The organism is Staphylococcus sp. AtDRG32, assembly GCF_004365845.1.
Taxonomy (GTDB): Bacteria; Bacillota; Bacilli; order Staphylococcales; family Staphylococcaceae; genus Staphylococcus; species Staphylococcus hominis.
Genome location: NZ_SODE01000001.1, coordinates 647131 through 670807, shown reverse-complemented (window position 1 = coordinate 670807; position 23677 = coordinate 647131). Strand labels below are relative to the sequence as shown.

General features: G+C 30.7%; 22 protein-coding genes and 1 pseudogene. 17 read left to right on the top strand and 6 right to left on the bottom strand.

Annotated elements, in window-relative coordinates:
* Nucleotides 1–40: 40 nt before the first annotated feature.
* Nucleotides 41–418 carry a DUF3899 domain-containing protein gene (locus tag BDW25_RS03215; RefSeq protein WP_049418716.1) on the bottom strand — a complete coding sequence of 126 codons (378 nt, stop codon included), beginning with the start codon at nt 416–418 and terminating at the stop codon, nt 41–43.
* A 231-nt stretch (nt 419–649) separates the two neighbouring features.
* On the opposite strand from BDW25_RS03215, the gene opp3b reads away from it, so the two are divergent.
* From opp3b to BDW25_RS03190, 5 genes are read left to right on the top strand one after another with little or no spacing between them, the layout of a single operon-like run.
* The gene (gene opp3b / locus BDW25_RS03210) at nt 650–1576 is read left to right on the top strand and encodes an oligopeptide ABC transporter permease (RefSeq protein ID WP_070508352.1); all 927 of its coding nucleotides are present in this window, start codon (nt 650–652) and stop codon (nt 1574–1576) included.
* A complete protein-coding gene (opp3C, locus tag BDW25_RS03205; protein WP_002448155.1) occupies nt 1576–2640 on the top strand; it encodes an oligopeptide ABC transporter permease in 1065 nt (354 codons plus the stop codon). Before opp3b ends, opp3C begins: the two co-directional genes overlap by 1 nt.
* 17 nt (nt 2641–2657) lie before the next feature.
* Nucleotides 2658–3743, top strand: coding sequence for an ABC transporter ATP-binding protein (locus BDW25_RS03200; protein WP_107622520.1), 1086 nt, complete (start codon nt 2658–2660; stop codon nt 3741–3743).
* Nucleotides 3730–4680 (top strand): ABC transporter ATP-binding protein, encoded by a 951-nt coding sequence (locus BDW25_RS03195; RefSeq protein WP_133944824.1) that lies wholly within the window; start codon nt 3730–3732, stop codon nt 4678–4680. The genes BDW25_RS03200 and BDW25_RS03195 overlap by 14 nt, the downstream gene beginning before the upstream one ends.
* Nucleotides 4681–4704: 24 nt before the next feature.
* Nucleotides 4705–6363 (top strand): peptide ABC transporter substrate-binding protein, encoded by a 1659-nt coding sequence (locus BDW25_RS03190; protein ID WP_133944822.1) that lies wholly within the window; start codon nt 4705–4707, stop codon nt 6361–6363.
* 50 nt (nt 6364–6413) lie between these two features.
* Here BDW25_RS03190 and trpS read toward each other — a convergent pair whose 3' ends face one another.
* Complete coding sequence (gene trpS / locus BDW25_RS03185) at nt 6414–7403, bottom strand: tryptophan--tRNA ligase (RefSeq protein WP_002488385.1); 990 nt, start codon at nt 7401–7403, stop codon at nt 6414–6416.
* A gap of 268 nt (nt 7404–7671) precedes the next feature.
* On the opposite strand from trpS, the gene spxA reads away from it, so the two are divergent.
* The 4 genes from spxA to pepF all read left to right on the top strand — a co-directional run bounded on the left by spxA (nt 7672) and on the right by pepF (nt 11929).
* Nucleotides 7672–8067, top strand: a complete 396-nt coding sequence (spxA, locus tag BDW25_RS03180; RefSeq protein WP_002448146.1) for a transcriptional regulator SpxA — start codon at nt 7672–7674, stop codon at nt 8065–8067.
* 198 nt (nt 8068–8265) lie between these two features.
* Nucleotides 8266–8985, top strand: a complete 720-nt coding sequence (mecA, locus tag BDW25_RS03175; protein WP_133944820.1) for an adaptor protein MecA — start codon at nt 8266–8268, stop codon at nt 8983–8985.
* 112 nt (nt 8986–9097) lie between these two features.
* Nucleotides 9098–10075 (top strand): competence protein CoiA, encoded by a 978-nt coding sequence (locus tag BDW25_RS03170; RefSeq protein ID WP_133944817.1) that lies wholly within the window; start codon nt 9098–9100, stop codon nt 10073–10075.
* Between the two features lie 45 nt (nt 10076–10120).
* Entirely contained in the window at nt 10121–11929 is a 1809-nt protein-coding gene (gene pepF, locus BDW25_RS03165) for an oligoendopeptidase F (protein ID WP_133944815.1), read from the top strand.
* 267 nt (nt 11930–12196) lie between these two features.
* Here the strand turns inward: pepF and yjbH are convergent, their stop codons facing one another.
* The 3 genes from yjbH to BDW25_RS03150 form a co-directional block, all read right to left on the bottom strand.
* Entirely contained in the window at nt 12197–12994 is a 798-nt protein-coding gene (yjbH, locus tag BDW25_RS03160; protein WP_002488369.1) for a protease adaptor protein YjbH, read from the bottom strand.
* 23 nt (nt 12995–13017) lie between these two features.
* Complete coding sequence (locus tag BDW25_RS03155; protein WP_002488336.1) at nt 13018–13383, bottom strand: truncated hemoglobin YjbI; 366 nt, start codon at nt 13381–13383, stop codon at nt 13018–13020.
* A 93-nt stretch (nt 13384–13476) separates the two neighbouring features.
* Nucleotides 13477–14052: a CYTH domain-containing protein gene (locus BDW25_RS03150; protein ID WP_002488319.1), complete on the bottom strand. Its 576-nt coding sequence runs from the start codon at nt 14050–14052 to the stop codon at nt 13477–13479.
* Between the two features lie 209 nt (nt 14053–14261).
* Between BDW25_RS03150 and BDW25_RS03145 the strand changes: the two genes are divergently transcribed.
* From BDW25_RS03145 to fabI, 7 genes and pseudogenes are all read left to right on the top strand, one after another.
* Nucleotides 14262–14609 carry a UPF0738 family protein gene (locus tag BDW25_RS03145; RefSeq protein ID WP_002448177.1) on the top strand — a complete coding sequence of 116 codons (348 nt, stop codon included), beginning with the start codon at nt 14262–14264 and terminating at the stop codon, nt 14607–14609.
* A gap of 16 nt (nt 14610–14625) precedes the next feature.
* Nucleotides 14626–15255, top strand: coding sequence for a GTP diphosphokinase (yjbM, locus tag BDW25_RS03140; RefSeq protein ID WP_002448222.1), 630 nt, complete (start codon nt 14626–14628; stop codon nt 15253–15255).
* 14 nt (nt 15256–15269) lie between these two features.
* A complete protein-coding gene (locus BDW25_RS03135; RefSeq protein ID WP_133944813.1) occupies nt 15270–16076 on the top strand; it encodes an NAD kinase in 807 nt (268 codons plus the stop codon).
* Nucleotides 16076–16942: pseudogene (locus BDW25_RS03130) on the top strand (RluA family pseudouridine synthase). Before BDW25_RS03135 ends, BDW25_RS03130 begins: the two are co-directional and overlap by 1 nt.
* An 18-nt stretch (nt 16943–16960) precedes the next feature.
* A complete protein-coding gene (gene mgtE / locus BDW25_RS03125; protein ID WP_133944811.1) occupies nt 16961–18346 on the top strand; it encodes a magnesium transporter in 1386 nt (461 codons plus the stop codon).
* Nucleotides 18347–18355: 9 nt separating this feature from the next.
* Entirely contained in the window at nt 18356–20200 is a 1845-nt protein-coding gene (locus BDW25_RS03120; RefSeq protein ID WP_064207290.1) for a monovalent cation:proton antiporter family protein, read from the top strand.
* Nucleotides 20201–20405: 205 nt separating this feature from the next.
* Nucleotides 20406–21176: an enoyl-ACP reductase FabI gene (gene fabI, locus BDW25_RS03115; protein ID WP_064207289.1), complete on the top strand. Its 771-nt coding sequence runs from the start codon at nt 20406–20408 to the stop codon at nt 21174–21176.
* Between the two features lie 345 nt (nt 21177–21521).
* On the opposite strand, the gene cozEa is transcribed toward fabI, so the two are convergent.
* Nucleotides 21522–22607, bottom strand: a complete 1086-nt coding sequence (gene cozEa / locus BDW25_RS03110; protein ID WP_133944809.1) for a lipoteichoic acid biosynthesis protein CozEa — start codon at nt 22605–22607, stop codon at nt 21522–21524.
* Nucleotides 22608–22877: 270 nt separating this feature from the next.
* On the opposite strand from cozEa, the gene BDW25_RS03105 reads away from it, so the two are divergent.
* Nucleotides 22878–23633, top strand: a complete 756-nt coding sequence (locus BDW25_RS03105) for an esterase family protein (protein WP_133944807.1) — start codon at nt 22878–22880, stop codon at nt 23631–23633.
* The last annotated feature ends 44 nt before the right edge of the window (nt 23634–23677 follow it).

Here is a 23677-nt window from a genome sequence, read left to right as displayed (position 1 = left end):
AGTAGAAAACCATGCAATAATATGCATGGTTTTTTTATGTTTATAGAAAAATTGAAATAAGAATAGTCAAAATGAAGTAAAATGCACATAGTATTAGAGCAGGTAGTAACCATGTTGAAATGGTATAATGCTCTTTTTTTACTTGTTTTGGATTGAAAAAGTCATCGTTCTCTAAAGTTTTTTTCTTAGAGCGAGAAGCGAGTTGATAACGCATGCGTCTAAAACCAAAACTTGTAGCATCAAATATACCTTCTTGTACAAGGAGAATTAAAAATAACAATATAAATAATACAAGTGATATATAAAATAAGATATCAACAAATGAGACAAAGGAATGTTGAGTTACGAACATCCAAAGTAAAAAAGTACATATAAGTGGCAAAAAGAGCCATATAAACCAAGTTTTAATATTGTTCATGTATACCTCCAACTTTCTTATCCATATAGTCTAATTTACTGTAAACTTACTATAAATAAAATCTAAAATATATATTCTTTTAAATAATATATATAAAAATTACACTTATATTAAGAAAATGTAAAATTATATTGCAATTTTATGAAAAAAGAATATATAATATGTATAAATATTTCTGAAAATTTTGAAGGGAATGTTAATTTTGAATATTTAGTAAAGGGGGACTGTATGATGACGCGATATATATTAAAACGTTTGGGATATATGATTTTATCGTTATTTATTATCATCACAATTACATTTTTCTTAATGAAAATGATGCCTGGATCACCATTTAATGATGCTAAATTAAGCGCTGAGCAAAAAGCAATTTTAAACGAAAAATATGGATTAAACGATCCAGTAGCAGTGCAATATCTTCATTATTTAAAAAATGTAGTAACTGGGGATTTTGGCTATTCGTTCCAATATCATAATCAACCAGTTTGGTCATTAATTAGACCTAGATTGATTCCTTCTATGGAAATGGGTATTACTGCAATGATTATTGGAGTGATTTTAGGTTTAATTTTAGGCGTAGCAGCTGCTACGAAACAAAACACTTGGGTAGACTATACAACTACTGTTATTTCAGTTATAGCAGTATCAGTACCTTCATTCGTCTTAGCAGTACTATTACAATACGTTTTTGCAGTACGTTTAAGATGGTTTCCAGTGGCAGGATGGGAAGGATTTTCAACTGCAGTATTGCCTTCCTTAGCATTATCAGCAAGTGTAATGGCCACAGTAGCTCGTTATATTCGAGCTGAAATGATAGAGGTACTAAGTTCTGATTACATATTATTAGCAAGAGCTAAAGGTAACTCGCCGATAAGAGTCCTTTTTGGGCATGCATTAAGAAATGCATTAATTCCTATTATTACAATTATTGTTCCAATGTTAGCCGGTATTTTAACAGGGACTCTGACTATTGAAAATATCTTTGGTGTACCCGGTTTAGGGGACCAATTTGTTAGATCGATTACAACAAATGATTTCTCAGTTATTATGGCTACTACAATTTTATTTAGTACATTATTTATCGTTTCAATTTTTATCGTAGATATTCTTTATGGTGTAATTGATCCAAGAATCCGTGTACAAGGAGGTAAAAAATAATGCCTGAAAATTTTAATAAACCATTTGATGATCATTCAAATGCAGCGATGTCACATACCTCTGAGGGAGCGGTTGGGACGGATTTTGTTATTAGGGAACTCGATTTAAATAAAGAACCAGAAATACAACGTGAAAGTAAAAACTTCTGGCAAGATGCTTGGACACAGTTGAAAAGAAATAAACTAGCTATTGTCGGTTTGATTGGACTCATTTTAATTGTCATTCTTGCATTTGTAGGACCAGCATTTAGTAAACATGATTATGCCGAACAAGATGTTACTAGACGAAATTTACCTGCTAAAATTCCAGTACTAGATCAAGTACACTTTTTACCTTTTGATGGAACAGGAGCAGATGGTAAGAGCGCTTATAAAGAAGCGGGCGTGAAAGAAAACTTTTGGTTTGGTACAGATCAATTAGGTCGTGATCTTTGGACTAGAACATGGAAAGGTGCTCAAATTTCATTATTTATTGGCATTGTAGCTGCTGCACTAGATATCTTTATAGGGGTCGTTTATGGCGCTATTTCAGGATTTTTTGGGGGACGTGTTGACAATGTGATGCAACGTATTTTAGAAATTATAGCATCTATTCCTAATCTTATTATTGTTATTTTATTTGTATTGATATTTGAACCATCTATTTGGACGATTATTTTAGCTATGTCTATCACCGGATGGTTAGGTATGAGTAGAGTAGTGCGTGGTGAATTTTTAAAACTAAAAAGTCAAGAATTTGTAATGGCTTCAAGAACATTGGGAGCTTCAAAATTTAAATTAATTTTTAAACATATTTTACCAAATACACTAGGTGCCATTGTAGTAACATCTATGTTTACTGTACCAAGTGCAATTTTCTTCGAAGCATTTTTAAGCTTTATTGGTATAGGGGTACCTGCACCGAAAACATCACTTGGTTCACTCGTAAATGATGGACGAGCAATGTTGTTAATACACCCACATGAATTATTTATTCCAGCTACAGTATTAAGTTTATTAATCTTATTCTTTTACTTATTTAGTGACGGATTACGCGATGCATTTGATCCAAAAATGCGTAAATAACAAAGGAGGCAAAATCTATGTCAGAAAGAGTGTTAGAAGTGAACAACTTGCATGTTTCCTTTGATATTACTGCCGGGGAAGTGCAAGCGGTTAGAGGAGTAGATTTCTTTTTAAATAAAGGGGAAACATTAGCGATTGTCGGAGAATCAGGTTCTGGCAAATCTGTAACAACAAAAGCAATTACAAAATTGTTCCAGGGTGATACAGGGAGAATTAAAAAAGGGACAATTAATTTTTTAGGGGAAGATTTAGCAATTAAATCTGAAAAAGAATTAAACAAACTTCGTGGTAAAGATATTTCTATGATATTTCAAGACCCTATGACGTCATTAAATCCTACGATGCAAATTGGTAAGCAAGTCATGGAACCTTTAATAAAACATCGTCATTATAGTAAATCTGAAGCAAAGAAACGTGCACTTGAAATTTTAAATTTAGTAGGACTGCCTAATGCAGAAAAAAGATTTAAAGCATATCCCCATCAATTCTCTGGGGGACAACGTCAAAGAATTGTTATTGCAACTGCCTTGGCATGCGAACCTAAAATTTTAATTGCAGATGAACCAACGACAGCACTTGATGTAACAATGCAAGCACAGATTTTAGATTTAATGAAAGAATTACAACAAAAAATTGAAACATCTATTATATTTATTACACATGACTTAGGGGTAGTAGCAAATGTGGCTGATAGAGTGGCTGTTATGTATGGCGGGCAAATGATTGAGACTGGACATGTCGATGAAATCTTCTATGATCCAAAACATCCATATACATGGGGATTATTATCTTCAATGCCTGATTTAACGACAAGTAACGAGACAGAGTTAATTGCAATTCCAGGTACCCCGCCTGATTTATTACATCCACCAAAGGGTGATGCATTTGCAAGACGTAGTCAATATGCACTAGACATTGACTTTAAGGAAGCACCACCATGGTTTAAAGTATCGCCTACTCATTATGTGAAATCATGGTTGTTAGACGAACGCGCCCCGAAAGTTGAACCACCGGAAATGGTGAAAAAGAGACAACGTCAAATGCCTAATAATTACGACAAACCACGTCGAGTAGAAAGGGTGTCGTTCAATGGAGAAGAGTAAAGAAGTATTATTAGAAATAAAAAATTTGAAGCAGTATTTTAATGAAGGCAAACGTAATGAAGTTAGAGCAATCGAAGATATTTCATTTAATATTTATAAGGGAGAAACATTGGGGTTAGTAGGAGAATCTGGATGTGGGAAATCTACAACTGGAAAAGCAATTATTAAACTAAATGATATTACAGATGGTGAAATTCTTTACGAAGGACAGGACATCCAGAAGATTACTAAAAGAAAAGAGTTATTAAATTTCAATAAAAAAATTCAAATGATTTTTCAAGATCCATATGCATCTTTAAACCCACGTCTAAAGGTCATGGATATTGTAGCAGAAGGTATTGATATTCATAAGTTAGCAAGTAATAAAAAAGATCGTAAACGTCGTGTATATGATTTGCTAGAAACAGTAGGTTTAAGTAAGGAACATGCGAATCGTTATCCTCACGAGTTCTCTGGTGGACAACGTCAACGTATAGGAATTGCTCGTGCGTTAGCTGTAGAACCAGAGTTTATTATTGCGGATGAGCCTATTTCTGCATTGGATGTGTCTATTCAAGCTCAAGTAGTGAATTTAATGCTGAAATTGCAAAAAGAACGAGGTATTACTTTCCTATTTATTGCCCATGATTTATCAATGGTTAAATATATTTCTGATCGTATAGCAGTAATGCATTTTGGAAAAATTGTAGAATTAGGAACGTCTGACGAAATTTATTATCATCCTTTACATGATTATACTAAATCACTGTTATCTGCTATCCCTCAACCTGATCCTGATAGTGAAAGAACAAGAAAACGAATTGTGTATGAAGAAGATGAAACTAAAAATGCAGAACGTAGACTGCAAGAAATTAGACCTAATCATTACGTTTTTGTAACAGATGAAGAAGCAGTACGTTTAAAAGAACAAGATCAAACTCATCTTCAATATAATTAAATCTGAGGAAGGGAGGACAAGAATGTGAAGAAAAAATATAAATATTTAACGCTATTAGTTATTGTCACTTTAATACTATCAGCGTGTAGTAACAAAAAAAGTTTATATTCTGATGAAGGACAGGTATTCAGAAAAATAATTACTCAAGATATAACTACTTTAGATACAGCTCTTATTACAGATGCTGTTTCTAGCGATGTTGCTGGTCAAACTTTCGAAGGATTATATTCAATAGATAAAAATGACAAAGTAACTTTAGGTGTAGCAAAAGAAACACCACAAAAAAGTAATGGTGGTAAAACTCTGACTATCAATTTAAGAAAAGATGCAAAATGGTCAAACGGAGATCCTGTAACAGCGCATGACTTTGTTTATGCATGGAGAAAAGTTGTAGATCCAAAAACCGCCTCTGAATTTGCATATATAATGAGTGATATAAAAAATGCAGATTTAGTTAATACTGGAAAAAAACCATTAAATTCTTTAGGAATCAAAGCGTTAAATAAATATAAACTTCAAATTGATTTAGAAAGACCAGTACCGTACATAAATGAATTACTTGCTTTAAGTACGTTTTATCCACAAGATGCTAAAATTGCCAAAAAATATGATAAAAAATATGGAACGAATGCTGAAAGAGCAGTTTATAATGGGCCATTCAAAGTTACTAATTGGCAGGTAGAAGATAAAATACAATTGGTTAAAAATAATCAATATTGGGATAAAAAAAATGTCAAATTAGATAAAGTAAATTATAAAGTTTTAAAAGATCAACAAGCTGGCGCTTCTTTATATGATACTAATTCAATCGATGATACAATCATCACTTCTGAACAAGTTGATAAATATAAAGGCAGTAAAGAATTAAACTATCGTTTAACTGCTGGTACTTTTTATATTAAAATGAATGAAAAAACAGTGCCTGAATTTAAAAATAAAAATTTGAGATTAGCTATTGCACAAGCTATCAATAAAAAAGGGTATGTAAAAACTGTTTTAAATGATGGGTCTCTTGCTTCAAATAATTTCACGGGAATAGGTACAGCGAAGACGCCTGACGGTAAAGACTTCGCAAGTACAGTTGAGTCTCCTTTAAAATATAATCCTAAGGTAGCAAAACAAAATTGGGAAAAGGCAAAAAAAGAATTAGGTAAAAAAGAGTTTGCATTTACAATGAATACGCAAGATACACCAGCTTCTAAAATAGCTGCAGAGTATATTAAATCTCAAATTGAATCAAACTTACCAGGCGTTACATTAAAAATTAAACAAATGCCATTTAAACAAAAAACCACTTTAGAATTAGCTAATAATTACGAAGCGACTTATTCAGGTTGGAGTCCAGATTATCCTGATCCAACAGCATTTTTAGAAACAATGACTAAGGATAATGCGCAAAATAATACTGATTGGGATAACAAAGAATATAACAGGCTTTTAAAAGAATCAAATAGTTCATTGTTACGTGAAACAGAAAAAAGAAATGAAGCGCTACAACGTGCGGAAAGTATCTTGCTTCATGATGCACCAGTAGCTCCTGTTTATCAAAAAGGTGAAGCACACTTAACTAATCCACAGGTCAAAGGATTACAGTATCATAAAATTGGTCCAGATACTACACTGAAACATGTATATATCGATAAATCAATTGATCGTGAAACAGGAAAAAAGAAAGATAACTAAAATAAGACCACGAGTAATTTACTTATACTCGTGGTCTTTTTTATAATGATTTATCTCTTACGTCCTAAGCCCATTGCACGTTCCATTTTTTTCAATGTTTTAAAAGAAGCTTTTTGGGCTTTGTCACGTCCCTGATCTAAGATGTCATCTAATTTATCTGAATTATAAAATTCGTTATATTTTTCTTGGAAATGTACTAAAAAGTCTTTAACAACTTCTGATAAATCCGTTTTGAACTTTCCATATCCTTCATTCTCATACTGTGTTTCAAGATCTTTAATTGATTTATCAGTTAAACTTGAATAAATAGTCAATAAATTAGAAATTCCTGGTTTATTGTCTTTATCAAATTTGATAATACCATCTGAATCAGTTACAGCACTTTTAATTTTTTTCGCTGCAACATTTGGTTCGTCTAGTAATGAGATAAAGTTTTTTTGATTATCATCACTTTTACTCATTTTCTTTGTTGGGTCCTGTAAACTCATTACACGTCCACCAACTTTTGGCATGCGAATTTCTGGTTTAACTAATATATCGTTATAACGACTATTAAAACGTTCTACTAAATTTCTAGTAAGTTCCATATGTTGTTTTTGGTCTTCACCTACGGGCACAATATTTGTATTATAAATAACAATATCAGCTGCCATTAAAGGTGGATAAGTTAATAAACCAGCTGGAATACCATCTGTACGTTTTTGTGCTTTATCTTTATATTGCGTCATACGTTCAAGCTCACCAACACTTGAAATAGTCGTTAACATCCAACCGGCTTGAACATGTGCTGGAACTTCTGATTGAATAAATAATGTTGATTTATCTGGATCAATACCTGAAGCTAAATAAATTGCTGCTAACTGACGAATTTGTTTACGTAATTTGATTTTATCTTGTGGGACAGTAATCGCATGTTGGTCTACAATACAAAAGTAACAGTTGTAATCGTTTTGTACTTCTGCAAATTGTTTTAATGCACCAATATAGTTACCTAATGTAGGTATCCCACTTGGCTGTATTCCTGAAAATAATGTCTCCATATAGATGCCTACTTTCTTTAAAAATAATTCATTTTAACTAGATTATAACAGTATTTTTTTAAATTGTAAGTTATGTTATAATAGAGGTATATATGAGAGATTAGATTTTGTATAGGAATTTTTAGAAAATTTGAAATTTCTCAGAAAAATTAGGATTTTCTCATTTAATTTTAATGTTAACATATTATACTTATAATATAAGCTTAAGACAAATTAGTATAATTATTAATATAATGAATAATATTTATTCAATAGGAGAGTGAGATGTATGGTAACATTATTTACATCACCAAGTTGCACATCTTGCCGTAAAGCGAAAGCATGGTTACAAGAACATGATATTCCGTATACGGAGCGTAACATTTTTTCTGAACATTTAACAATTGATGAAATTAAACAAATTTTAAAAATGACTGAAGATGGAACAGATGAAATTATTTCAACTCGTTCTAAAACTTATCAAAAATTAAACGTAGATATTGATTCTTTACCACTGCAAGATTTATATACGATTATTCAAGATAATCCTGGACTATTACGTCGTCCAATTATTTTAGACGAAAAACGCTTGCAAGTTGGATATAACGAAGATGAAATCAGACGTTTCTTACCTAGAAAGGTTCGTACTTTCCAATTACAAGAAGCGCAACGTTTAGTCGACTAATATTTAAAATTTAAGAACCTATTATTTAACAGCACTGGCTTAGCTATAGTGCTGTTTTTTATAATAAAAAAAGGGAATATAATATGATATAGTGTCCTATTTAAAATAGTGAAATTTAATCAAACAAATAAATTGTAATTTAACTTACGTTCTAATACAATATGGTTACTATTCATCGACTGTAAGGAGTGAGATGATATGAGAATAGAACGCGTTGACGACACAACTGTGAAATTATTTATAACTTATGGTGATATTGAAGCAAGAGGATTTAGTCGTGAAGATTTATGGACAAATCGTAAGCGTGGTGAAGAATTCTTTTGGTCAATGATGGACGAGATTAATGAAGAAGAAGATTTTGTGGTTGAAGGACCTCTTTGGATTCAAGTACATGCATTTGAAAAAGGTGTGGAAGTCACAATCTCTAAATCTAAAAATGAAGAAGCAATGAACATGTCAGATGATCATGCAAATGAGCAATTTGAGGAACAAGTGAATGAATTGCTAGCTAATACATTAGAACAAGAAGAAAGTATTGAAGATTTATTTGAACAACGTGCACAACAAAAACAAGCACATAAATCTAAACGTAAACCATCACAACAACATTCTAGTTTAAGAACAATTATTGTGAAATTTGAAGACTTAGAAGAAGTCATTCATTACGCTTATCATCATAATCTATCTACAGATGAGTTTGAAGATTTATTGTATATGAGTGATTCACATTACTACTATGCAATTCACTTCGATAGTACTGTTAGCCAAGAGACAATTAATGATAGCTACAGTCAATTACTTGAATTCGCTTATCCTAGTGATAAGACAGAAGTGTATTTAAATGATTACGCTAAAATTATTATGAGTCATAATGTTACTTCACAAGTATGTCGTTATTTTACTGATTCAGTAGAATAATATATAACGATTAATCGAGAGTAGAGAAGAAATTTAAAATAAATTTCTTTTCTACTCTCTTTTTTAAAAGTAAATGGATCATCTTAAACGTTTAATAGTATGAGGTGAATGCATGTTAGTAGCGATTAATCGTAATAATGAAACCGTATATGCTCATCAAGCCATCATTACTGAAGAATACCGATGTCCATATTGCAAAAAAAAACTTCTTTTAAAAAAAGGGTTAAAAAAGATTCCGCATTTTGCCCATGTCTCTCAAATTAAAAAAAGATGCATGAAAAATGAAACAGAAAAACATTACTACGTTAAATTTTTTATTGCTCAACGTTTAAAACAATATCACTTTAATGTTGAAATAGAACCTTATTTTTCTAAAATTATGCAGTATCCTGATATTCTTGTGGATGCTAAAGTAGCTATAGAAGTTCAATTTTCAAGAATAAGTATAAAAGAGGTTAAATCTCGATCAAGAGGATTTGAACAAATTGGAGTTGCAGTTATTTGGCTTATCGAACAATTACAATATCGTAAGGGTTATTTATACTTGAACACGTTTCAAGCTTATTTCATTAATCCGATTGATAGAACGTTATATAGTTGGGAGCATGAAAAACAACTGATAGTAAAGTATGTCAATATACAACATATTGGTGGCCGAAAATTTATTGCGCATAGACGAATTATTCAAATTTCTGAATTATTATCATTCAATGAAAAAAAGAATGAGTCATATTGTTATAAATTGTCAAATAGACATATCAGTCGTTATATTTTTAATTGTAGAAAAAAACGTTCGGTGTTAGAACCGTCTTTAAGTGCTATGTATCAATTACAAATAACTGACGATGAGATATGTAGAGATACAGGTTATATTTTTTCGTATCAAATTTTTATTGAAAATCATCCAGTACAATGGCAACTCAAGCTTAAGTTGTTGTTAAAACATAACCTTCCCAAGCATTATTTAATGTCGTATTTGAAATTCAGACAATTTTATCTACAGGATATTAATAAAGAAGAAATTACTTTAAAGTTAATAGATGATTATATTCAACAAGTAAGTGGGAGTTTAAACGTGCAAAATAAATAAAAGAATGAGAAAATTATAACATTAATTCATTTAGGAGGTACATGTATGAGTCAACAACTTACTAGAGAAGAGCAAGAACGAAAATATCCAAATGAAACTTGGGATTTAACAACTATTTTTGAAAGCGATGAAGCTTTTGAAAAAGCATTAAAAGAGGTAGAAAGTTACCTAGGTAAAGAAGAACAATTTAAAGGACATCTAGGAGATAGTGCTAAAACTTTATATAATGCTTTAGCTTTAGAAGATGAGATTGGAACACAATTAGAAAAGGTGTATGTTTATGCACATTTAAAACAAGACCAAGATACATCTAACGATAAATATACTGGTTTTGAATCTCGTGCGCATCAACTCATCATAAAAATTAGCTCAGCATGGAGTTTCTTAGTTCCAGAGATTTTGCAAATTGATGAAGAAAAATTAGAATCTTTTATTAAGAGTAACGATGATTTAAAACGTTATGCATTTGACTTGAAATTAATTAATGAAAAACGTCCACATATTTTAGATGCTGATAAAGAAAAATTATTAACCCAAGCGCAAGATGCATTATCAACTCCAGAAAATGTCTATGGCATGTTTAGTAATGCTGATTTAGAATTTAAAGATGCAGTAGATAAAGATGGAAAAAAACATCCTTTAACACAAGGTACATTTATTAAATATTTAGAATCAGATGATCGTGAATTACGTCAGTCAGCTTATAACAACTTATATGAAGCGTATGGTGCATATAACAATACATTAGGCTCAACTTTAGCTGGTGAAGTTAAGAAAAATATTTTCAATGCTCGTGCGCATAACTATAAAACGGCACGTGAACGCGCTTTAAGTAATAACCATATTCCTGAAGAAGTATATGATAATTTAGTTGCAACAGTTCATAAATATCTTCCATTGTTGCATAAATACACTCAATTGAGAAAAGAACTTTTGGGTATTGATGATTTGAAAATGTATGACATTTATACTCCATTAGTTAAAGATGTTAAATTTGAAATGCCATATGACGAAGCTAAAGAATGGATGCTAAAAGCGCTAGAACCAATGGGAAAAGAATATTTAGATGTAGTTAAAGAAGGTTTAAATCATCGTTGGGTAGATGTTTATGAGAATAAAGGAAAACGCTCAGGTGGTTATTCTTCAGGCGCACATTTAACTAATCCATTTATTTTATTAAATTGGTCTGATACAATCTCTGATTTATATACACTTGTGCATGAATTTGGACATTCTGCACATAGTTACTTTAGTCGTAAAAATCAACCATCAAACTCTAGTGATTATTCTATCTTTGTAGCTGAAGTTGCTTCAACATGTAATGAAGCTCTACTAAGTGATTATATGGATAAACATTTAGATGATGATCGACGTCTATTATTACTAAACCAAGAACTTGAGCGTTTCAGAGCAACATTATTCCGTCAAACTATGTTTGCTGAATTTGAACATAAAATTCATCAAATTGAGGAAGCGGGAGAGCCATTAACATCAACTCGTATGAATGAAGAGTACGCTAAATTAAATAGACTATACTTTGGTGATGTGGTAGAAACAGATGATCATATTAGTAAAGAGTGGTCTCGTATTCCACACTTCTATATGAATTATTATGTGTACCAATATGCAACTGGATACAGTGCAGCTCAAAGTTTAAGTCATCAAATTTTAACAGAAGGACAACCTGCTGTTGAAAGATATATAAATGAATTCTTGAAAAAAGGTAGTTCTAATTACCCAATTGAGATTCTTAAGAATGCAGGTGTAGATATGACTACACCAGAACCTATAGAGCAAGCGTGTGAAGTTTTTGAACAAAAATTAGAAGCATTTGAAAAATTAATGAAGCACTAAAAATAGTGTATTCGTTTTCAATGTGTCTAATTTGTGACATTTCGGATGGAAATGTAGTTTAATATTGAAACGACGTTTTGAGCGTGTTATATTATATACATGAAATTAATCACATAACAAACATACCCCTTTGTTTGAAGTGAAAAATTTCTCCCATCCCCTTTGTTTAGCGTCGTGTAATCAGACACGGCGTTTTTTTTATGCTTAATTATTAAATCAATTTAATATAAAAAGAGCGATACACTTCATATAAGTGATCGCTCTTTGTTATTTCTTAGGCATTTTAGATTGCCAAAATTCGCCGTCAGGATAATTTAGTTTTTCAACTTTTTGTTGTAAAGCTAATTTTTTTAATTCTTTTACGAGTAACTTTTCCGGCCACTCATAAATAGTAAGCAGTTCTTCCATCGTTACTAATTGTTTGGATTGAATATAAGTTTCGAGATTTGGAGGTAATTCTTTTTCGATAGGGCATCCCATTAATTCATTAATAATATAAGTATAAATATGGTAAGGATAAAGACCTTCGACTTTCAAACCTTCTTCATGCACATCTTCACTAAAAAATACAAGTGAAGGCGCTTGTTCAATTTCCATTTCTCTTGCAATATGCAAATCTATTTTTAAACTTTCGGTAAGTTTATTTTTTTGTAAGTCTTCTTTGAAAACATCATAATCTAAACCAGCATTTTTAATACAATTACAAATCATTTCTTCAGTGATAATATCTTTTTTTGGTATAATTTCGTTCTGCATTAAATGAATAAAACGTTCCGCTCTTAATCTACCTTGTAATTCAGCAGCTTTATATGCTAAAGCAATATTATCAAAATCTGAAGTACTTTGAGCTTGACATTTAGTCAAAACCTTTAATGAAGGATTCAAAATATGTCTGATTCGAATATATTGATTATACTCAATTCTTAATTTAGAAATAATTGCGGATAATTTAAAACAATCTTTATTAAAGGGATCAAAGAATGAATAAATTTCTATTTTATTTACAGGTGACAGATTAGTGCTTTCACGACTCGCATTATCTACAATTTTAAGTTCTTCAGCCATGTTTAACTCACCTTCAATTATATTTAGGAATTCACCATATGGTTAGCAGTTAAACACAATCTTTCATACAAGTATTCGCCAACTCCTGCTGGAAATTGAGCTTTATTGATTGCTTTATACATATTTTCTAACCATGCATCTCTTTCATAAGTAGTAATTCTAAATGCCATATGTCTCTTTTTTAACATTGGGTGACCATGTTCTTGAGTGTATAAATCAGGACCTCCTAGAAATTGTGTTAAGAATTGCTTTTGCTTTCTACTTGTTTCTTTAAAATCTCCAGGAAATAAATGGTTGATTCTTTGATCATTCTCTACAAGAAAGTAAAAATAATCAATCATATCATACAAAGCTTTTTCTCCTATTACATCATAAGGTGTTGTAGTCATAGTATCACCCATTTCTATTAATGTATTTCTAATATAACATGAATTTTTACATTTAAAAGTAATTTGACTTTTCACAAGTTTATCTCACATCTATTATAATTGAGCTTGATATTCAAAAAATCGTTGAACTTTATTTTTAGGTGGCTCGTGAACTAAGTTAAATTGTTTTAATAAATTTTGAAATTTTTCAAAGCCTATTTGATAATCATTGACTTCAAATTCTAATTCATAGTCTGTTTTATCAAAGTATTGACTTTTATCTAATACTAATAGTTCATTTTGAAATTCAACTTCTAGTCTTTCAGTTGTCAATGCACCTAAAACACTTAATTCGTTTTCTCCAATATCAAATTCAGTAAGAATGTTTTGAATATCATTAGGTAATGTTGATTTGACAATTGTTTGTCCAATATGAGGCTTCATATCGATTGGATGATTATATTCTATCAAGCCAACTTTAGCTGGTACTTTTAGTGTGATTTCAAATCTGTTTTGTTTAACACGTATTCTTAAAGCAGAACGATGATCACGTAGTTTAAAACTAGGTGTTTCAATATAATAATTGATTTGAGTGAATGGTGTGAGTTGTTTAAAATAAGAAGCTTTAATCGCGTTATATGTATTGAAATCAATTAATTGCTTAAATTCAATTTCATTATTAGTACTCATAATTACACCTCATTAGAAAATCTTTAGTATATTATTGTAGTTCATTATGACGGACATTTGTAAAAAATTAAAGTAATAACAATACTAAAAATAAAATATATAGAGCTAAATATTTAATCGTTTAGAGCATACTTGAACTATGGTACTCTAATGTGTGTTTGAAAGTTAAATTATGTTAAACTAATAAGGAATAATAAGGAGGAACAAGCATGCGTATATATGTAAATGAAATTAAAATCAAAGATGATAGCATTTATTGCTACTCAGAAGATCCAACTGATGGATTAGATGAAGTAGGACAAATGCTTGTAGATAGTGATAATTTTAGTTTTGCTTATTTATTAGATGATGGCTCGTCGTATTCATATTTGATTTTTGTACAAGAGACGTGGTCAATGTTACATAATAATAGAGATAAAAAAGTAATTATTAACGATGAATTAGAATTAGAACATTTTCAAGATGAGTTAAGTTATATCCTAGAAAATGTTGAAGGAAATAATAACTATGGTAAGGAGTTTGTTTCAGCAGTTGAAGAAACTTTCGAACTAAAGTGAAACGGAGTGGAACCATATGAATCAATGGGAGCAATTTTTAACACCATATAAACAAGCAGTCGATGAATTAAAAGTGAAATTAAAAGGCTTACGTAAGCAATATGAAGTTGGAGAAAACGCCTCACCCATTGAATTTGTAACTGGTCGTGTAAAGCCTATTACAAGTATCATTGACAAAGCGAATAAAAGGGGAATTCCTTTTGATCGATTACGTGAAGAAATGTACGACATAGCTGGTTTAAGGATGATGTGTCAATTCGTTGATGATATTGATGTAGTTGTTAATATGCTTAGACAACGTCAAGATTTTAAAGTTGTCGAAGAAAGAGATTATATTAACAATACAAAACAAAGTGGTTATCGTTCATATCATGTAATTATCGAGTATCCAATTGAAACATTAAGTGGTCAAAAAATGATATTAGCTGAAATTCAAATTCGAACATTAGCAATGAATTTTTGGGCTACAATCGAACATACATTAAGATACAAATATGATGGAGATTATCCTGCTGAGATACAACATCGTCTAGAAAGAGCGGCTGAAGCGGCTTACTTATTAGATGAAGAGATGTCTGAAATTAAAGAGGAAATACAAGAAGCTCAAAAATATTATACTCAAAAACGTGCAAAAAAACATGACTGATGAGGTGTCAATACATGCGTTATACGATTTTATCTAAAGGTGACTCTAAATCAAACACGCTTAAACATAAAATGATGAATCAAATGAATTCTTTTCATATGATAGAGGATGCAGAAAATCCAGAAATAGTGATATCTGTCGGTGGAGATGGAACACTTTTGCAAGCTTTTCATCAGTATAGTCATATGTTATCAAATGTAGCATTTGTTGGAGTACATACTGGTCATTTAGGTTTTTACGCAGACTGGTTACCTCATGAAGTTGAAAAATTGATTGATGAAATTCATCATTCTGAATTTCAAGTGATTGAATATCCATTACTTGAAATTATTGTTAAATATAACAACACTAAGAATGAAACACGCTATCTAGCACTCAATGAAGCAACTATGAAAACTGAAAATGGATCAACATTAGTAGCAGATGTTGCAATTAGAGGTAAACATTTTGAACGATTTAGAGGAGATGGTCTATGTATTTCCACGCCTTCTGGATCGACAGCTTATAATAAAGCACTAGGTGGTGCACTGATTCATCCTTCTCTTGAAGCCATACAAATTGCTGAAATTGCATCTATTAATAATAGAGTATTTAGAACGGTAGGTTCACCATTAGTATTACCAAAGCATCATACATGTTTGATTACACCTGTAAATCATAATACAATTAGAACAACAATTGATCATGTCAGTCTAAAACATAAAAATGTGAGCGACATTCAATTTAGAGTCGCAAATGAAAAAGTTCGTTTTGCTAGATTTAGACCATTTCCTTTTTGGAAAAGAGTTCATGATTCGTTTATTGAAAGTGAAGATGATTGATGAAATTTGTATACCATATTCATAGCGAAGAAATGCTTAAGACATTTTTACAACGTCATAATTATTCAAAGAAAACAATTAGCGCCATTAAACGTGATGGCGCTTTAATTATTAATAGGCAACCTGTAACAGTTAGATATATGTTGAAAAAAGATGATCACCTTATTGTTAAACTGCCGGAAGAAGTTCCGAGTACATATCTTCGTCCTTCAAACAAACATATTGAAATATTATATGAAGATACATATTTAATTATCGTTTCAAAACCGGTACATTTAAATTGTGCACCTTCAAGAGAACATCCTCATGATAGTTTAATTGAGCGCGTGATGTATTATTTAAATTATTCTACGAATAAAGTACAATATGTAGTACCTCATATTGTTACAAGATTAGATCGTAATACGACGGGCATCGTTATCTTTACTAAACATGGTCATATTCATCATCTTATGTCGACATTTGAAATAGATAAACGATATATATGTGTGTGTTACGGTAAAACTAAAGAACAATCTATGATAGAGGCACCTATTGGTAGAAATAAAGATAGTATTATTACTCGGTGTATTACGCCATCCGGTAAATATGCAAAAACTGAATATAAAACGTTGAGTAGTCATCACAGTGCAAGTTTATGTGAAGTTAAATTACATACTGGACGAACACACCAAATTAGAGTTCATTTTAAGCACATTGGTCATCCACTTATTGGGGATGACTTATATGATGGTTTTCATCCTCGGATTCAAACATAATCTTTACAGTGTTATAAAGTAAAATTTATACATCCAATATATAATAAAGAAATCGAGATTATTATAGATTATAAAAACTTAGAAAAAATATATCAAAGTGTAAATTAAAATTAGGAGGTACACTTGATGTCATTAAATACAGAAACAACTGGCATACAACATAATAAAGTATACAATCAAAAACTGTTAGATGACAGTTTAGACCGCAATGATATAGATCAATTCAGAAAAGAATTTCTAACTTTACATCAATATGAACAAAGTGAATATTTTGAAAATACAACGAATCAGAATAGACAAAGAATATTCGAATTTTTATCGCCTCAAGAAGTGAGTAGATTTTTTAACCAATTAGATATTGAGGGGAAAGAATATGAAATATTATTTGATTCAATGCATGCACATTATGCAAGTGAAGTATTAGAAAATATGTCTACAGATAACGCAGTTGATATTCTAAATGAATTATCTAACTCAAAAGTTGCCAGTTTATTAGCTTTGATGGACAACAGAGTCACAGATAAAATCAAAAAGTTATTACATTATGAAGAAGATACTGCTGGCGGTATCATGACTACTGAATATATTTCATTGGACATTGGTACATCTGTAAAAGAGGCACTCATGCTAGTTAAAAGTCAAGCACCTGACGCAGAAACGATATATGTGATTTATGTCGTTGATACTGCCGGTCAACTCGTAGGTGTTCTATCTTTGAAAGATTTAATTGTAGCAAATATTGATGCTCATGTTGAAGAAGTAATGATTCAACGTGTTGTAAGTGTAAATGTAGAAGAGGATCAAGAACGTGTTGCTCAAAAAATGAAAGATTATGACTTTATTGCCATGCCTGTTATCGACTATCAACATCATTTAGTAGGGATTATCACAATAGATGATATTTTAGATGTCGTAAATGAAGAAGCAGATGAAGATTATTCACGTTTAGCAGGGGTTTCTGATACTAAATCTACTGATCAATCAGTATTTAAGAAAGCATTGAAGAGATTACCGTGGCTGATTATTTTAACATTTTTAGGTATGATAACAGCAACGATTCTGGGTGGTTTTGAAGATACATTGTCGCAAGTTGCATTATTAGCAGCATTTATCCCTATTATAAGTGGGATGTCAGGAAATTCAGGAACGCAATCATTAGCAGTGTCTGTTCGTAATATTTCTAATGGTGATATTAAAGAAAAAAGTAAACTTAAAATAGCTTTAAAAGAAGCAGGCAGTGGGTTAATCACTGGTTTTGTGTGTGCAGTGATTTTATTCTTAATTATTGTCATTATTTATCGTCAACCCTTCTTGGCACTGATTGTAGGTGCAAGTTTAACTATTGCCATGACAGTAGGTACGTTAGTAGGCTCAATGATTCCAATCTTAATGAATAAAATTCATATCGATCCTGCTGTCGCAAGCGGACCATTTATTACAACTATCAATGATATTGTAAGTATGTTAATTTATTTTGGCCTTGCAACAACATTTATGTCATATCTAACATAGGGGGATGAAATGGGATTTTTTTCTTTGGTCATAGTCGTCGTCGCAGCATTTCTTACACCGATTATTGTTAATCGATTAAACGTCACTTTTTTACCTGTTGTCGTAGCTGAAATATTAATGGGAATTATTATAGGAAACTCATTTTTAGGACTTGTCCACAAAGATGAAATGTTAAACATTCTTTCAACATTAGGTTTTATCTTTTTAATGTTTTTAAGTGGACTGGAAATTGATTTTAGCGCATTTAAAAAAGACACAAGAAAGAGACAGGGTATTAATAAAAATGAAAAGAATTTACCAAGTCATTTACAATTAGCACTTACAGTTTTTTCATTAATAATGGTGCTTTCAATCATTTTAGCATTTGCATTTAAATGGTTAGGTTTTGTAGATGATGTATTATTAATGGTCATTATTATTTCAACCATTTCATTGGGTGTAGTCGTGCCAACACTTAAAGAAATGAATATCATGCGTACAACAATAGGACAATTTATATTATTAGTAGCAGTATTAGCAGATTTATTTACGATGGTTTTATTAACTATTTATGGTGGAATTAATGGTGAAGGCGGAGGGTCAATTTGGCTATCTGCAATTTTAATCGTGTTTACTGCAATATTTTATTTATTAGGTTCTGTATTTAAACGGTTAAATTTTATGCAACGCTTAATGGGTGGTACAACACAAATTGGCATACGGGCCATTTTTGCATTAATCATTTTACTCGTTGCTCTTGCTGAGGGGGTTGGTGCTGAATATATATTAGGTGCTTTTTTAGCTGGTGTAGTTGTATCACTGTTAAAACCTGATGAAGAAATCATTCATACTTTAGATTCATTTGGATACGGATTCTTTATACCGATATTCTTTATTATGGTCGGTGTAGATTTAGATATACCATCTTTAATTAAAGAACCTTCTTTACTTATTATAATTCCGATACTTATATTGTCCTTTATCGTTTCTAAGTTGATTCCTGTCTTATTTATTCGAAGATGGTTTGATACTAAAACAACCATTGCATCAGCATTTTTATTAACATCTACACTTTCGCTTGTTATTGCTGCAGCAAAAATTGCTGAAGAATTAAAAGCAATTACTTCTGAAATGTCAGGGATATTAATATTAAGTGCAATTATTACATGTGTATTTGTACCTGTTGTATTTAAAAAATTATTCCCAATTCCAGATGAAGTGAACCGAAAAATTGATATTGCGTTAATTGGTAAAAATCAATTGACTATTCCAATTGTTCAAAATCTGACTTCACAGTTATATAATATAACGTTGTTTTACCGTAAAGATTTAAGTGATAAGCGAAATTTACCTGACAACGTGACTGTCATTGAAATTAGTGAATATGAAGAAAGTTTATTAGAGAGACTTGGCTTGTTTAATCAAGATATTGTCGTGTGTTCTGCTAATGATGATGGTTTAAATAAAAGGATAGCAAAATTAGCTAAATCTCATGGTGTAAACAGAGTTATTTGTCGACTAGAAAATAGTGGTGATGATGAAGAATTAAAAACAGATGGTATTGAAGTATTTAGTAACTTTATTAGTAATAAAATTTTCTTAAAAGGTTTAATTGAAACACCAAATATGCTAAATATTTTAAGTAACGTTGAAACGTCACTATATGAAATTGAAATGTTGAATTATAAATATGAAAATATTCTATTACGTCATTTCCCATTTGGTGGGGATATCATATTTGTACGTATTGTTAGAAATAATGAATCCATTGTACCACATGGAGATACGCAACTTAGATATAAAGACCGTTTAATTGTAACAGGTTCTAAAGAATATGTAGATGAACTCAAATCTGAATTAGAATTTTATTATTAATCCATTTAAAAGAGAGGACAAAATAAAGGGTATCTTTGAAAAATAACATAAAAAGATACATTACTTTGTGTACCTCTCTTTTTATTGAGATGATTTGAAAATTTATTATTACTTTATTAAATATTATTAACAATGGTAAAATATGTATGTTAAAAACGTTTATAATGAACGGATTAATATAAAGTAATATAAGGAGATAATTTATATGATTAATTTAGAAAATAAAACCTTTGTCATTATGGGTATCGCTAACAAACGTAGTATTGGTTTTGGCGTAGCTAAAGTATTAGACGAATTAGGCGCGCATCTCGTATTTACATATCGTAAAGAACGTAGTAAAAAAGAATTAGAAAAATTATTAGATCAATTAAATCAAAAAGAGCATCATCTTTATCAAATAGATGTTCAAAAAGATGAAGATGTCATTAATGGCTTTGCGAAAATCGGTGAAGAAGTTGGAAATATTGATGGCGTCTATCATTCAATTGCATTTGCTAATATGGAAGATTTACGTGGTCGTTTTTCTGAAACATCTCGTGAAGGATTCCTACTTGCACAAGATATTAGTTCATATTCATTAACAATTGTAGCTCATGAAGCGAAAAAAATTATGCCGAATGGTGGTAGTATTGTAGCTACAACTTATTTAGGCGGAGAATTTGCAATTCAAAACTATAATGTGATGGGTGTAGCAAAAGCAAGTCTTGAAGCAAATGTTAAATATTTAGCATATGATTTAGGCCCAGATAATATTCGAGTCAATGCAATTTCTGCTGGACCAATTCGTACATTAAGTGCTAAAGGTGTAGGTGGATTGAATTTAATTCTTAAAGAAGTTGAAGAACGTGCACCGTTAAGACGTAATGTAGATCAAGAAGAAGTGGGTAAAACTGCTGCTTATTTATTAAGTGATTTTTCAAGTGGTGTAACTGGAGAAAATATCCACGTAGATAGTGGTTTCCACGCAATTAAATAAGTTTAAATTGAAAAATAGTTATAAGATATATAATAAATTCAAGAGTCTGAGACAATGAGTTGTCTTAGACTTTTTTTATAAATCGACAGTTGATGACTGAATTGAAAATGCATTTGTATCAAGCTTTATTCAATTTCAGTTCCAAGGCTAGAACATAGAAACTTTCAATAAGAACATCGACGTTCAACGCAAATTGGGGATGCATTGATGATGTGGAACGGCGACTTAAAAATGAATTTTATCCCTCTTCTAGCTTTATATTATTCAATATGATATGACATAAAAAAACTGCGAATAGAATATGTTCTATCCGCAGTAAGTAATTAAAAAGCATTAATAATTAATTTAATCTTTAACATCGCTATTTGCTTTATCAATGATACGTTGACGATACTTAAATACATTTCTTGCTATTGTTTTTAATACTGCATAAAGTGGAACAGCAATTAAAATAAGTGTGAATCCTCCTAAATCACCCGCTGCTAAGATAACAACAATGATTGTAAGTGGATGAATACTTAGTGATTTACCCATGACGTTAGGTGTGATGACATTACCTTCAAGTTGTTGTGCAATTAATGTAACAACACAGACCCAAATAAATGTTGATGGACCATCGATAATCCCTAATATTGCAGCAGGCGCAAATGATAACCAAGGTCCTAAAAATGGGATTAAGTTTGCTACACCAGCGAATAATACAAGCAATGGTGTATAAGGTAACCCAATAAGGCTATAACCAATATAAAGAATAATACCTAAGATGAAACTAACAGTAACTTGACCTTGAATATACGATTTTAAGGTATAATTTAAATCTTTAAGTAAATCAACAACAAAAACTTTACGTTCTCCTTTGAAAAATTTACCAATTGCTGGAATAAATTTTTCATGATCTTTTAACATATAAATCAAGAAGAACGGTACCATAATCAATAAGAAAATGGTTGAAATAAGAGATGTGATATAAGTGATTGAATTTGCTAATATACCAGTTAAACTATCACTGATTGATTTCATTGCTGAATTAATTTTCGCTGTTACATCACTTGGTAATTTATCCATTTGATTTAATGAGAAATTAACCACTTGTTCTGCATCACGTTGTAAAGTTGGTGTTGCTTTGATTAAATTATTAACATTAGAAATAATAATAGGAGCAATGAAAGCTACTACGATAGCGATAATAGCGATTAATACGATAAAGATAGTTAAAATACTTGTCCAACGTGGGAAACCCCATTTTTCCAAAAGTGTTTGAAAAGGTAAGCAGATATAAAATAAAAATCCACTTAATAAGAATGGAAGAAACACTGAACCTATAATAGTTGCTATAGGTGTAAATACACTATGCACTTCCATAAATAACTTTATAAGTACGAACAGGATGATTAAGAAAATTCCAGTTCGAAACCATACTTTATTAAGCATAGACTTACTTCCTCCTAAAGTAATCAATTCATTAGTAATAAGTATATCTTAAATAAGAGATGTTAAAAAGGAAAAATTGATTAACTAAAAAATAATTATATTATAATATTTAATTGTATAAAAATATATGAGCTTAATTAAACAATTCCTAATTCTCTTAAAAAAGTATATAGAATCTAAAATAAAAAAGCTTATTATAAACGTTTATATCACTGTCACTAATAAATAAAATTGATACAATATGAATATATATGAAGGAGAGAGGATAATATGGAAGAATTTAAAGCTGGAAAAATTAATAAATATATTTTAAATAGTAAAATTCTAGAAAGAGATATCACATTGTCGATTTATCTTCCAGAAGATTTTACTGAATTATTTAAGTCTCAGGTGATTATTTGTTTTGATGGATTGGACTTTTTCCGATTTGGAAGGATTCAGCGTGGATATGAACGTCTAAGAAAAGAAGAACATATTGAACGTGCCATTATTGTTGGATTTCATTATGAAGATGTTGAGAAACGTAGAGAAGAGTTTCATCCTCAAGGTAGTCGTAGTCAAAAGACGATTCAGTCAGTAGTTAAAGAACTTTTACCTTTCATTGATCAAACGTTTCCTACATATAAAGTGGGAAATTCTAGATTATTAATAGGAGATAGTTTAGCTGGAAGTATTGCCTTTCTTACTTCATTGACTTATCCTTCAATATTTAGTCAAATAGCTATGTTTAGTCCGCACTCAGATCATACTGTTCTTGAAAAATTTGAGACATGTAAGCAACGTAATCGATTAACAATTTGGCATGCGATTGGTAGAGATGAAGTCGATTTTAAATTACCAACGACTGGTGAGCAAGCTGATTTTTTAACTCCAAATAGAAAGCTATCAAACCTTATTGAACAAGATGAGCGTGTCACTTACGTCTACAATGAATTTAATGGTAGTCATAATTGGAAATCATGGAAACCTATGATCGGAGATATTCTCTATTATTTTTTAAATAATAATCATAGTACATATGAATAGTCTACATATCTTTTTTGAAAGCCTTTTCAAAAAAACGTTGTATC